Source organism: Limnohabitans sp. TS-CS-82, assembly GCF_002943475.1.
The window spans coordinates 116,575-130,011 of the sequence record NZ_PTQX01000002.1 but is presented as its reverse complement, the minus strand read 5'-3'; the positions used below and the strand labels follow the sequence as shown (position 1 = coordinate 130,011).

Sequence of the window (13,437 nt, the reverse complement as noted above, 5' to 3'; positions counted from 1 at the left end):
ATTTTGAACACATCACAAAAACATAAAGATTCATATCAAGTCTTTGCTTTTGAAATGACCCATTTAAAGCAACAAATACCCAAACGTCGTCAAGTAAAGCTTCTTTTCATCATGAGCTTCTCCTAGCAGGAGGTAGTGAGCATGACGCACCCGCCAAATAGAATGCATACCTATGTTTGAACAAACCTTTAAAAATATCGATGACATCCTGCACAAAGACGCGGGGTGCACCAGCGAGCTGGACTACACCGAACAATCCAGCTGGCTGCTGTTTTTAAAGTACCTCGACGCCCTTGAGGCCGACAAAGCCACCGAGGCGGTGCTGGAGGGTCGTGACTACCAATACATCTTGAGCGAGGCCTACCGCTGGGCCGCATGGGCTGCGCCCAAAGCTGCAGACGGCAAGATCGACCACAACGCCGCCATGACAGGCGACGACCTCAAAGGCTTTGTCAACGGCAAACTGTTTCCGTATCTGGCGGGCTTCAAGCAACGCGCCAGCGGGCCGCAGACCATCGAATACAAAATCGGTGAAGTCTTTGGCGAGATCACCAACAAAATCCAAAGCGGCTACAACCTGCGCGACGTGATCGACCGCATCGACGAACTGCGCTTTGGCAGCCAAGCCCAAAAGCACGAGCTGTCGCATCTGTACGAAGCCAAAATCAAAAACATGGGCAACGCCGGGCGCAACGGTGGCGAGTACTACACACCGCGCCCACTCATCCGCGCCATGATCGAGGTGATGCAGCCCCAAATTGGCGAACGCATTTACGACGCGGCCTGCGGGTCGGCCGGATTTTTGTGCGAAGCCTTTGCGTATCTGAGCCCCAAGGCCACCAAGGCCGACGACCTGGACACACTGCAAAAGCGCACCTTTTACGGCAAAGAGAAAAAGAGCCTCGCCTACGTGATCGGCATCATGAACATGATCCTGCACGGCATCGAAGCGCCCAACATCGTGCACACCAACACGCTGGGCGAAAACATCAACGACATCCAAGAGCGCGACCGCTACGACGTGATCCTGGCCAACCCGCCCTTTGGTGGCAAAGAGCGTAAAGAGGTGCAGCAAAACTTCCCCATCAAAACCGGGGAAACCGCCTTCTTGTTCATGCAGCACTTCATCAAAAGCCTGCGCGCCGGAGGCCGTGCGGCGGTGGTCATCAAAAACACGTTTCTCAGCAACACCGACAACGCCAGCGTGGCCCTGCGCAAACAGCTGCTGACCGACTGCAACCTGCACACCGTGCTCGACTGCCCCGGCGGCACTTTTCAGGGCGCTGGCGTCAAAACCGTGGTGCTGTTCTTCACCAAAGGCGAACCGACAAGCAAGACCTGGTTCTACCAACTGGACCCCGGCCGCAACATGGGCAAAACCAACCCGCTGAACGACGCGGATCTGGTGGAGTTTGTGCAGCTGCAAAAAACCTTTGCCGATTCACCCAAAAGCTGGAGCGTGACCGCCGACAGCGTGAACCTGGACACGTTTGACCTGTCGGTGAAAAACCCGAACGGCGGCGAAGAAGTGGTGCACCGCAGTCCTGCGGACATTCTGGACGAGATCGCCGCGCTGGACGCCGAGGCGGCGGAGGTGTTGGGGAATATTCGGGGGTTGTTGGCGTGATGAGTCACGTAAAACTTGGCGACTTGTTTCGCGTTGGCTCTAGCAAAAGGGTTCTTCAGTCTCAATGGACTACCGAAGGCATACCTTTCTATCGAGGTCGTGAAATAACCAAGCTCTCAGAAAGCGGTTTCGTTGAAAACGATCTGTTCATTACCGAAGAACTCTTTAAGGATCTTTCTCAACGGTCCGGTGTCCCACAAGCTGGCGACCTCATGATCACGGCGATCGGAACAATCGGTAATTCGTACATCGTCTGTCCCGACGATCGCTTTTACTTCAAGGATGCCAGTGTTCTTTGGCTTGCTCGGAATAGTGACGTCTCAAGCGAGTACATCAACCATTGGCTCAAGTCGCCGCTTTTTCTTGACCAACTGGATCGGGGAAACGGCGCTACTGTAGACACGCTCACTATCCAAAAACTTCAAGGTGTTTTGGTACACGTACCTAGCGCCAGCGAACAACGCCGCATCGTCACCCTCCTCGACGAAGCCTTTGCCGACATCGCCACCGCCAAAGCCAACGCCGAAAAGAACCTCCAAAACGCCCGCAAGCTTTTTGAAAGCCACCTTCAAGCCATTTTTTCTACACGCGGGGCCAATTGGGAAGACAAAACACTAGAGCAAATATCAACCACCTTTGGTCGGGGCAAGTCACGCCACAGACCACGCAACGACCCTTCGCTATACGGTGGCAAATATCCATTTATTCAGACCGGGGACGTGCGTAACGCAGAGCACATCATCACGGAGTTTTCACAGACATACAGCGAAGCAGGTCTCGCCCAAAGCAAACTTTGGCCCAAGGGGACCATTTGCATCACCATCGCCGCAAACATCGCAGAAACCGGCATCTTGGGATTTGACGCTTGCTTTCCTGACAGTGTCATTGGCGTGGTGCCCAATCCAAATGAAGCCGAGGTTGGCTACGTCGAGTATGTTCTGCAATCCTTCAAAGCTCGGCTGCAAGCATTGGGGCAAGGCAGTGCCCAAGCCAATATCAACATGGGAACCTTCGAAAACGAGCGGTTTCCTTTTCCGAAAGTAGAAGAGCAAAGGCGCATTGTTACGAAACTGGATGCGCTGAGCGAAGAGTCTCAGCGCCTCGAATCCATCTACCGCCAAAAACTCACCGCCCTCGACGACCTCAAAAAATCCCTGCTACACCAAGCCTTTAGTGGCTTATTGTGAAAAGATACTACCCATGACCTCATCCACCCAGCGCGACATTGCCTTGATTGATGAACTGCGATCTCTACCGGCAGAAACCGCTTGGCTTGAATTCAAAGGCAACAACACTGATCCCGAAATGATCGGCATACGCTGCTCTGCTTTGTCAAATGCAGCTCGGATTGAAGGCTTTGATACGGCCTACATGATTTGGGGCGTCGAAGACGAAACCCACGCCATTACAGGCACTGACTTTCTGCCTGACAACAAGAAAAAGGGCAATCAACCCCTACCCTTGTGGCTGGCCAATAGCCTACAGCCGAGCATTGCTTTCAGTTTCAGAGTGGTTCCCCATCCTGACGGGCAAATTGTTTTGCTTGAAATTCCTGCAGCCACTGGCGCACCAGTGACGTTCAACAGCGTGGCCTACATTCGCATCGGTAGCGCAACGCCCAAGTTGACCGATTACCCACAGCGTTACCAACAGCTGATTGAACGGCTGCAGCCCTACCGCTGGGAACAAGGCATCGCACGTCAGTTTGCAACAGGTGATGAAGTTCTGAACCTGTTGGACTACAGCCAATATTTCCGGCTGACACAACAACCTCTTCCAGACAACCGAGTCGGTATCTTTGATCGCCTTGCTGCAGATCGATTGATTGCTCAGGATGTTGGTGGGCACTGGAACATCACCAACCTTGGGGCAATTTTGCTGGCTAACAACCTCGGAGATTTTGATGCCAGCTTAGCCCGTAAAGGCATTCGTTTCGTGGCCTACGGCGGCAAAAATCGAGCGGCTCAGGTCACTCATCGCATGGATGGTAAAAAAGGTTATGCCGTAGGTTTCGAAGGCCTCGTCAGCTACCTGCACGATCTGTTGCCAAAAAATGAACACATCGGTGCAGCTCTGCGCGAATCCCACCCATTGTTTCCAGTCCTAGCCATTAGGGAATTAGTCGCCAACGCACTGATCCACCAAGATATGACGATCACAGGCGCTGGCCCACAGATTGAATTATTCGAAGACCGACTAGAAATCAGTAATCCGGGTGCGCCTCTGGTCAAACCAGAGCGCATGATTGATCTGCCGCCCCGCTCACGAAACGAAGCTCTTGCAGACCGCATGCGACGCATGAGACTCTGCGAAGAGCAAGGCAGTGGCCTGGATAAAGTGGTCCAAGCTTGTGAGGTCTACCAGCTGCCGCCACCTCTCTTGCGCGCAGAAGAGCATTCATTTCAAGCCGTCCTGTATGGGCCACGAAGCTTTGCAGAGATGACTCCAGAAGAACGAATTCGGGCCTGCTACTTCCACTCCATTCTGAAGTTCTTGAGCGGCGACAAAATGAAAAATGCCTCGTTGTGCCAGCGCTTGGGTATTCCAACCAAAAACGCGGCTCAAGCTACCGCGGTGATTAACAAGGCGCTAGATGCAGAGCTGATCCGAGTTGCAGACCCTGAACACCCCCGCGCAGGCTACGTACCCCACTGGGCCTGATTTCTTGATCGGGTTTTGATTGGATGGCCTCCAAACGGCCTCTGAAATAAAAAATATCTATAAAAATCAATAAGTTAGATCTCTTTCAATCCTCCCAATTTTCTTAACTGGGTTTTGATTCCTTCACCAAAATTACCGCGTTCGAGGATAGGGAGCAAGGTTAAACAGGGTGTGAATCCAAATTAGCTACACTGATTTAACTCAACTTTTGATCACAAACCAAACCTGCAGACATTGCTTTCCAGACCATATGGAGGATGTCCTCCATATGGTCCAAATCAGCTCCGCCCATAGCTAAAAGCCATCCCGACTAAATAGAAACCTGTCAAATGAACGAAGCCGAAACCCGCGCCGAACACATCGACCCAGCCCTGGCAGCCGCAGGCTGGGGCCAGGTGGAAGGCAGCCGCATCCTGCGTGAGCACAACATCACGGCAGGCCGCCTGCAAGGCGCGGGCAAGCGGGCGCGGGCCGACATTGCCGACTACGTGCTGGTGTACCGCAACACCAAGCTGGCCGTGGTCGAGGCCAAGGCTTGGGCCAAGCCGCTGACCGAAGGCGTGGGCCAAGCCAAGAGCTACGCCACTAAGCTGGCCATTCGCCACACCTACGCCACCAACGGCCAAGGCATTTACGGCATCGACATGCACACGGGTGCCGAGAGCGAAGTAGCCCGCTACCCCACACCCGACGAGCTGTGGGAGCTGGCCTTTGGCGAGAGCGAGGCGCAAGCCGCCGCGTGGCGCAAACACTTTGCAGCCGTGCCGCTAGAAGACAAAGGCGGCACATGGACAGGCCGCTATTACCAAGAGACCGCCATTAACCGCGTGCTCGAATCAGTAGCGCAAGGCAACGACCGTGTGTTGCTGACGCTGGCTACAGGCACTGGCAAAACCTTCATCGCGTTTCAACTGGCGTGGAAGCTGTTTCACAGCCGCTGGAATTTAAAAGATTGGCGCGATGGCCTTTCTGCCGATGCCTTGCCCAGCCGCCGCCCACGCATCCTCTTTCTGGCCGACCGCAACATCTTGGCCGATCAAGCGTTCACTGCGTTCTCGCCCTTCCCCGAAGATGCGGTGGTTCGCATCGACCCCAGCGACATCAAAAAGAAAGGCCGCGTGCCCAAGAACGGCAGCGTGTTTTTCACCATCTTCCAAACCTTCATGAGCGGCCCCGAGGGCACGCCCTACTTTGGCGACTACCCTGCCGACTTCTTTGACTTCATCATCATTGACGAGTGCCACCGTGGCGGCGCGAATGACGAAGGCTCTTGGCGCGCCATTCTTGAATATTTCAAACCCGCCGTGCAGCTGGGCCTCACGGCCACGCCCAAGCGCACACTCAACGCCGACACCTACGCCTACTTTGGCGACCCGGTGTACACCTACTCGCTCAAAGACGGCATCAACGATGGCTTCTTAACGCCCTTCCGTGTGAAGCAAATTGCCACCACACTGGACGAATACGTTTACACCGCCGACGACATGGTGCTGCTGGGCGAGGTGCAGCAAGGCAAGCGCTTTGAAGAAAAAGACTTCAACCGCATCATCGAAATCAAAGACCGCGAGGCCTACCGCGTCAAGCTGCTGATGGACAGCATCGACCAGCGTGAAAAAACCATTGTGTTTTGCGCCACCCAAGCACATGCGCTGATGGTGCGCGACCTGATCAACCAAGCCAAAACCAGCACCGCGCCCGACTACTGCGTGCGCGTCACCGCCGACGACGGCAAGCTGGGCGAGCAGCACCTGAGCCAATTTCAAGACAACGAAAAAACGCTGCCCACCATTCTGACCACGTCGCAGAAACTATCCACCGGCGTGGACGCCCGCAACGTGCGCAACATCGTGCTGATGCGGCCTGTCAATTCGATGATTGAGTTCAAACAAATCATCGGGCGCGGCACGCGCCTGTATGACGGCAAGGACTACTTCACCATCTACGACTTCGTCAAAGCGCATTTGAAATTCAACGATGCGGATTGGGACGGCGAACCAGTAGAGCCCGAAACAACGCCTGTGCCCGACAGCTACAAACCCAAAGAGCCGCGCACACCAGGCGAAGCCCAAGAGCCCAAAGGCGGCGACGCACCGCGCCCTGAAAAACTGGTGATCAAACTGGCCGATGGCAAACAGCGCACCATTCAACACATGTCGTCCACGAGCTACTGGGGGCCAGATGGCAAACCGCTCTCGCCCGCACAGTTTTTAGAAAGCTTGTTTGGCGCGCTGCCCGAGTTCTTTAAAAACGAAGACGAGCTGCGCACCCTGTGGGCCGACCCCGCCACACGCAAAGGCCTGCTGAGCGGCTTAGCTGAAAAAGGCTTTGGCCGCGACCCGCTGCGCGAAATGCAACGCATCATCGAAGCCGATAAAAGCGACCTCTTTGACGTGCTGGCCTACGTGGCCTTTGCCCTGCCCACAGAAACACGCGCTGCCCGCGCAGAGCGCGCAAAAGCACACAACGCCCTGACCTACGACCAAAAGCAACAAGCCTTTTTGGAGTTTGTGCTGAACCAATACGTGACCCAAGGCGTAGACGAACTAGACGCCGACAAACTCACCCCACTGCTCAAGCTGCGCTACAACAACGCGCTGAATGACGCGATGGCGGATTTGGGTGATGCTGTTCAGGTTAGGAAGGCGTTTGTGGGGTTTCAGCGATACTTGTACTCTTAATAAACAGCACGTATGAAAGATCGGCGATTTAACCGATGGCAAAACTCTACCCCGATATAGAGAACATTAATAGATTGACCGTTCCGCCAACGGAAGGAGAGCGTCACCTATTAATGGTTCTTCGTGACACGCTCGATGATACTTATGAGATTTATTTCAACTCTTATCTAGATGGCGATCGACCAGATGTCATCGTAATTAAACCTGACTGCGGCGCCTTGATTATCGAAGTCAAAGATTGGAGCCTATCCCACTATCAACTAGATATAAATAATCGGTGGACCTACGAGGGCAAGTTGATTCGATCTCCACAACAACAGGTTTTTCGCTACAAGGAAAACATGTTCAACCTGCACCTACCGATGTTAGGTCTTCAACACCTTGCTAATCGAAACTTTTACAAACTTATCTCTGTTTCTGTCTACTTTCATTGCGCAGATCGAAACCAGCTAAAGAATTTTTATGACACCTCATTGAACGCGATTCGATCGAAAATCCTCGAATTAAATCGTGAGCGTCTAGTAATTGGCCAAGAAAAATATGATCTACAAATGGACTGGTGCGAGCGTGCAAGATACAAGTTGGAACGTGACTTGGGCATATCGTGGGGCTTTGACAATCTAACAAAGAAAATTAGATTGCTGGACAAGATGAACAAGACACCTTTGTTCAGTTCAGATATTCATGAAGACTTCAAACGAAGACTACTCCCTCCTGCGCATACGAAGCAACAAGGAACAATGGTGGCATTCGATGCAAAACAAGCTGCATTGACTTTAAGCTCCAATGGGTTTTCGAAAATCAAAGGTGTCGCAGGCTGCGGTAAAACGACCATACTTGCACAAAAAGCCATCAACGCTCACGCACGTCACTTGGGTCAGGTACTTATTCTGACCTTCAATATCACCTTACGGCATTACATTCGAGACACGATCAACCGACTCTTGGGCTCTGGCAATTGGAATCAGTTTGAAATCATTCATTACCACGCATTCATCAGCAATCAACTAAATAATTACGGAGTTGACCTCAAATCGAAACTGGCACACCTTACGCCTAATCAACGTAACGACATTGACGTAATCTACGGAATGATAAGTTTGTTTGATGGGATTGAAACAGAAAAATATCAAACTATATTGATTGATGAAGTCCAAGACTATGCACCAGACTGGATCAAGCTCATAAGAGATTGCTTCCTTGTTGAGAATGGAGAGATGGTCTTGTTTGGTGATCAATCTCAGAATATCTATTCTCGTCCAAGTGATGAACGGGCCTCACCGATCGTAAAAGGTTTCGGTGAATGGATAAAACTTAAAAAATCCTACCGTACTGATGGGGATGCTCCACTACTAGAACTGTTTAAAAACTTTCAACTGCAACAGTTGGTTTCGAAGTATGCAGACACTGAAATATTTGAAGCCAAAATGAGTCAAGCCAGCATCCACTATGATTTACTAAATTACGAAAATTATGGTGAAAAATATGATGCCGGATTGATTTTTGAAAAAATTCAAAACTACATTCACGAATACAAAATACATCCGAATGACATGGCTATTGTTAGTTCAAAGGTGGATTTCTTGATCCCCTTGAATGAGGCATTCAAACAAATCGAAAAAACGAAAGTTATGTTCGAAGATGCATCTGAAGTTGCAGCTATCACCTCGAGATTCAGACCTGATACGCAACAATTTCAAGAAGAAATCGATAAAATCAGACGACGCAAGAAATGCTTTTTCATGCAAAACTCTGGCCTCATTAAAATCTCCACGATACACAGCTTCAAAGGACTTCAAGCACAAACTGTCTTCTGCATACTTGCAGTAGAAGATGAGGCAGAGATGGTTTACACCGGAATTACTCGAGCTCAAAGAAATCTAGTTATTTTCGATTCTGCAAAAAGTAATTTTGGAAACTTTTTTAAACTGCATATGGCTGAGCAACAACTTCATGCGTAAATCAACTTACAAAGTTTTTTCTATCGTTTTTTGGAGCACATTGGTTTTATATCTAATAACCTTAGCTACGGTTTCCTATGTAGGTGTTTACCTAACTTATGTTGCATTACCAATCATCGTAATTTCTGGAATGGCCGCCTACTTTCTTGAACCAAAAATCACAGCCCAAAAGGAAATGACACCTCAAGATCGAATCGACCAGATAAATGCAAGACTCAAGGATTTGGAAAACTAAGTGATATATCGTTTTTTTAAGAATCTCATCTCACTCATCACTGGGTTCTTCACATTTTTAGCAAATGCTATTGAAATAATGAACTCAGGACTTGATAACCTTAATCGTGAACTAGAAAAAACTAATAAAGAATTAGAGCGTAAACAACTTGAGATGGAGCGCGACCAGCTCCTAAAGAAAATCAATAACTCTGCAGCACAGTCGGATTCTTCATCTAAGAATGAATAAATACCCTGCCGTAGTTGTCACAAGTTTTGAAATTAACGCGAACTCAATAACTGAGCTGCTGCCAAGCCTTATCCAGCCGCTTCACACTCACTGGCTGCGGCGTGCGTAGCTCTTGCGCGAAGAAGCTGACGCGCAGCTCTTCCAGTAGCCACCTGAACTCTTGCATGCGTGCATCGGTCACGCCTTTGCGCTCGGCCACCAAGCGCCAATACTTTTGGTCCAGCGGTTTGAGTTCAGCCAGTTTGGTGGCGTCGCGTGCAGCATCGGCGCGCAGTTTGTCTAGGCGCAGCACCACGGCTTTGAGGTAGCGCGCAAAGTGCTGCAGTTGTGTGTATGGCGTGTCGGCGATGAAGCGTTTGCCCACCAAGCGTTGCAGTTGTTGCGCAGCGTCAGCCACGCTGTCGGGGCTGATTTTGGTGTCTTTCACTTTGCGGCTAGCGGCCGCAAACTCAGTCAGCACAGTGCTCGCCAAGCGGGCTATTTCGTTGGCAATCAGTGTCAGTCGGCCGCGGCCCTCTTCTAGGCGGCGTTTGAAATCAGCCTCACTGGTAGGTAATGGGTCGAGCAAGAAGGCGCGGTCCAAAGCCACATCCAGTATTTGTTGTTTGAGCTCATCCGAAGTGCCCAAGCTCATGTACGCGACCGACATTTTTTGCAGGTCGGGCAAGTTCTTCTCAAGGTACTTGAGCGCGTCTTTGATTTGAATGGAAAACAAACGGCGCAAGCCCGCGCGGTGTTTGGTGGCCGCCACCTCGGGCTCGTCAAACACTTCAATGCACACGGCGTCGCCCACATCGACCAGCGCCGGAAAACCAATGAGGGTCTGCTTGCCTTTGGTGATTTCCATCAGCTCAGGCAGTTCACCAAAAGTCCAACTGGTGTAACGCTGCTCCGCAGGCGAAGAAGCGACAGCGCTAGAGACAGACGTACCACGACCAGAAGGTGTTAGCTGATGGGGAGCAGCGGGTGACGATTTCTGTAAAGCATGAGGAGCCCGCTGCTCTCCATCAGCCGACGCCGCAGCCCCATCAACGCCGACACCAGAGCTTAGTGTGCCCACACCTTTAAGTGCAGCCAACGCCTGAAACGCCCCACGCGCTTGGCTACCCAACTCAGCCTTCAGCGCACCCAAGTTGCGCCCATGACCCAACTGCCGCCCATGCTCATCCACCACACGGAAGTTCATGAACAAATGCGGCGGCAACATGTCCACCTTAAAGTCCGCACGCTTCACATCCACTTGCGTGGCGTCGCGTACCAGCTTGAGCAAAGCATCCACCAAAGGACCAGCGCCAAACACCGTGTCTGCCGACAAAGCCTCGGTCAATCTTGCTGCACTCTCAGGCAGCGGCACTAGGCGCGAGCGAGGCCGCTGGTGCAAGGTTTTGAGCAAGGCATGAATTTTTTGGTTCAGCATGCCCGGCACCAACCACTCAGCGCGTTCTTCGCTGACTTGGTTCAACACAAACAGCGGCACGGTCACGGTCAGGCCGTCTTTGGCGTCACCTGGCTCATGTAAATAGTCAGCTGTGCAGTCCACACCGCCCATGCGCAATGTTTTGGGAAATGCTTGTGTGGTGATGCCCGCAGCTTGATGGCGCATCAGCTCTTCGCGACTCAAGCACAGCAGCTTGGGTTGGCGCTTCACTTCTTCGCGATACCAATGCTCCAGCGTGACCAAGCTGCACACATCGGCGGGCAGCTGCTGGTCATAAAAAGCGTAAATCAACGCGTCATCCACTAACACGTCTTGACGGCGCGATTTGTGTTCTAGCTCTTCCACTTGCGCGATGAGCTTTTGATTGGCCGCAAGGAATTGCAGCTTGGTGTCAAGCTCGCCTGCCACCAATGCTTCGCGAATGAAAATTTCGCGCGCACCCACCATGTCAACTTTGCTGTAGCTCACGCGGCGGCCGTTGTAGACCACCAAGCCATACAGCGTGGCGCGCTCTAGTGCTTTGACCTCGCCTGCTTTCTTTTCCCAATGCGGGTCGAGTAATTGTTTTTTCAGCAGATGACCACCTACCTGCTCTAGCCACTGCGGCTCCATCGCGGCAATGCCTCGGCCAAACAAGCGCGTGGTTTCCACCAACTCGGCCACCACAATCCAGCGGCCCGGTTTCTTGCGCAAGTGTGCGCCGGGATGGCGATAAAACTTGATGCCGCGAGCACCCAAATACGCTTCGTCGTCTTCTAGCTTGCAGCCCACGTTGCCCAACAACCCCGCGAGCATCGACAAGTGGAGTTGGTCGTAGCTGGCGGGCAAGGTGTTGATGCGCCATTTGTGTTCGGTGACTACCGTCAACAGCTGGGTGTGCGTGTCGCGCCACTCGCGCACGCGACGCACGTTGATAAAGTTTTGGCGCAGCAGCGCTTCGTATTGGCGGTTGCTCAGCTTGTGCTCGGTCGGCACGCCCGTCATGCCCACCTTCACTGCGCCTTGTTTGCTTTGCGGCTGTTTCACCGCAATTTGCTGCTTCATGCTGGCGGGCAAATGTGGCTTACCACCGCGCGAATTTTCTAGCCACTTCCACAGGTTGAGGTAGCCGCTGAACTCGCTGCGGTCGTCATCGAACTTTGCATGGGCTTGGTCAGCCGCAGCTTGCGCTTCCATCGGGCGGTCGCGCACGTCTTGCACGCTCAGGGCCGAGGCAATGATGAGCACTTCGTCCAAAGCGTTGCGGTCACGCGCTTCCAAAATCATGCGGCCCACGCGGGGGTCTAGTGGCAAGCGCGACAGCTCGCTACCCATGGGCGTGAGTTCGTTGTCGTCATCCACCGCGCCAAGCTCGCTCAGCAGTTGGTAGCCATCGGCAATCGCTTTGGGGCGCGGCGCTTCGAGAAACGGAAACTGCTCCACGTTACCGAGGTGCAGCGACTTCATGCGCAAGATCACGCCCGCGAGCGAACTGCGCAAAATTTCTGGATCGGTAAATTTGGTTCGACCGTTGAAATCCACCTCGTCATACAAGCGGATGCAGATGCCGTTGGCCACACGGCCGCAACGGCCTGCACGTTGGTTGGCTGCGGCTTGACTGATGGGCTCCACCATCAACTGCTCCACCTTGCTGCGCCAGCTGTAGCGCTTGACGCGAGCGGTGCCTGCATCAATCACATAGCGAATACCGGGCACGGTGAGTGAGGTTTCAGCCACGTTGGTGGCCAGCACAATGCGACGGCCACCACGTGTATCAAACACACGGTCTTGCTCAGCAGTTGAGAGACGCGCAAACAGCGGCAGCACCTCGGCACTGCGCATGACGGGGCTGTGACTCAGGTGGGCACGCAGATGGTCTGCCGCTTCGCGAATTTCACGCTCACCTGGCAAGAACACCAAGATGTCACCCTGCTGCGATGGGTTGCTCCACAGCTCGTCCACGCCGTCGGCAATGGCGTTGTTCAGGTCGTAGTCGCGCTTTTCTTCAAACGGGCGGTAGCGCATCTCGACGGGGAAGGTGCGGCCCGAAACCATCAGTACCGGCGCTGGCCCTTTGGCTGAAGCAAAGTGCTGCGCAAAGCGATCGGCATCAATCGTGGCCGAGGTGACGATGATTTTCAGGTCAGGCCTGCGCGGCAAGATTTCGCGCAAGTAGCCCAGTAGAAAGTCAATGTTCAGGCTGCGCTCGTGAGCCTCGTCAATGATGATGGTGTCGTAGGCTTTGAGCAGCGGGTCGTTTTGCGTCTCGGCCAGCAAAATGCCGTCGGTCATCAGCTTGACCGACGCGTCTTTGCTCAGGCGGTCTTGGAAGCGCACCTTGAAACCCACCACGTCGCCCAGCGGGGTTTTGAGCTCTTCGGCAATGCGCTTGGCCACCGAGCTGGCGGCAATGCGGCGGGGCTGGGTGTGGCCGATGATTTGTTTGCGCTGACCAGGCTTGGAGTTGGGGCCAAGCTCCCTGCCTTGTCCGCGCCCCAGAGCGAGCGCCATTTTGGGCAGTTGCGTGGTTTTGCCCGAGCCAGTTTCGCCGCACACGATGATGACCTGATGCGCCTGCATGGCGGCCATGATTTCCTCGCGCCTGGCCGAGACGGGCAACGATTCTGGAA

General features: G+C 53.0%; 7 protein-coding genes. 6 read left to right on the top strand and 1 reads right to left on the bottom strand.

Translation table 11 applies throughout. The annotated features are described in order from the left end of the window. Positions 1–172: 172 nt before the first annotated feature. From C5F52_RS05140 to C5F52_RS05115, 6 genes are all read left to right on the top strand, one after another. Positions 173–1,627 carry an N-6 DNA methylase gene (locus tag C5F52_RS05140; protein ID WP_104797276.1) on the top strand — a complete coding sequence of 485 codons (1,455 nt, stop codon included), beginning with the start codon at positions 173–175 and terminating at the stop codon, positions 1,625–1,627. Continuing rightward, on the top strand, positions 1,627–2,814 hold the full coding sequence (locus tag C5F52_RS05135; RefSeq protein WP_104797275.1) for a restriction endonuclease subunit S: 1,188 nt from the start codon (positions 1,627–1,629) through the stop codon (positions 2,812–2,814). The genes C5F52_RS05140 and C5F52_RS05135 overlap by 1 nt, the downstream gene beginning before the upstream one ends. A 13-nt stretch (positions 2,815–2,827) precedes the next feature. Next, positions 2,828–4,288: an ATP-binding protein gene (locus C5F52_RS05130; protein ID WP_104797274.1), complete on the top strand. Its 1,461-nt coding sequence runs from the start codon at positions 2,828–2,830 to the stop codon at positions 4,286–4,288. Positions 4,289–4,617: 329 nt separating this feature from the next. Continuing rightward, on the top strand, positions 4,618–6,966 hold the full coding sequence (gene hsdR / locus C5F52_RS05125) for an EcoAI/FtnUII family type I restriction enzme subunit R (protein WP_104797273.1): 2,349 nt from the start codon (positions 4,618–4,620) through the stop codon (positions 6,964–6,966). A gap of 35 nt (positions 6,967–7,001) precedes the next feature. Next, positions 7,002–8,927 carry a nuclease-related domain-containing DEAD/DEAH box helicase gene (locus tag C5F52_RS05120; protein ID WP_104797272.1) on the top strand — a complete coding sequence of 642 codons (1,926 nt, stop codon included), beginning with the start codon at positions 7,002–7,004 and terminating at the stop codon, positions 8,925–8,927. After that, the gene (locus tag C5F52_RS05115; protein WP_104797271.1) at positions 8,920–9,162 is read left to right on the top strand and encodes a hypothetical protein; all 243 of its coding nucleotides are present in this window, start codon (positions 8,920–8,922) and stop codon (positions 9,160–9,162) included. The genes C5F52_RS05120 and C5F52_RS05115 overlap by 8 nt, the downstream gene beginning before the upstream one ends. A gap of 271 nt (positions 9,163–9,433) precedes the next feature. On the opposite strand, the gene hrpA is transcribed toward C5F52_RS05115, so the two are convergent. Then, positions 9,434–13,396, bottom strand: coding sequence for an ATP-dependent RNA helicase HrpA (gene hrpA / locus C5F52_RS05105; protein ID WP_369951883.1), 3,963 nt, complete (start codon positions 13,394–13,396; stop codon positions 9,434–9,436). Between the last annotated feature and the right edge of the window lie 41 nt (positions 13,397–13,437).

Excerpts from the sequence above, each read along its gene's own strand:
- C5F52_RS05140 (WP_104797276.1), top strand. The coding sequence starts at position 173 with ATGTTTGAACAAACCTTTAAAAATATCGATGACATCCTGCACAAAGAC.
- C5F52_RS05135 (WP_104797275.1), top strand. The coding sequence starts at position 1,627 with ATGAGTCACGTAAAACTTGGCGACTTGTTTCGCGTTGGCTCTAGCAAA.
- C5F52_RS05130 (WP_104797274.1), top strand. The coding sequence starts at position 2,828 with ATGACCTCATCCACCCAGCGCGACATTGCCTTGATTGATGAACTGCGA.
- hsdR (WP_104797273.1), top strand. The coding sequence starts at position 4,618 with ATGAACGAAGCCGAAACCCGCGCCGAACACATCGACCCAGCCCTGGCA.
- C5F52_RS05120 (WP_104797272.1), top strand. The coding sequence starts at position 7,002 with ATGGCAAAACTCTACCCCGATATAGAGAACATTAATAGATTGACCGTT.
- C5F52_RS05115 (WP_104797271.1), top strand. The coding sequence starts at position 8,920 with ATGCGTAAATCAACTTACAAAGTTTTTTCTATCGTTTTTTGGAGCACA.
- hrpA (WP_369951883.1), bottom strand. The coding sequence starts at position 13,396 with ATGGCCGCCATGCAGGCGCATCAGGTCATCATCGTGTGCGGCGAAACT.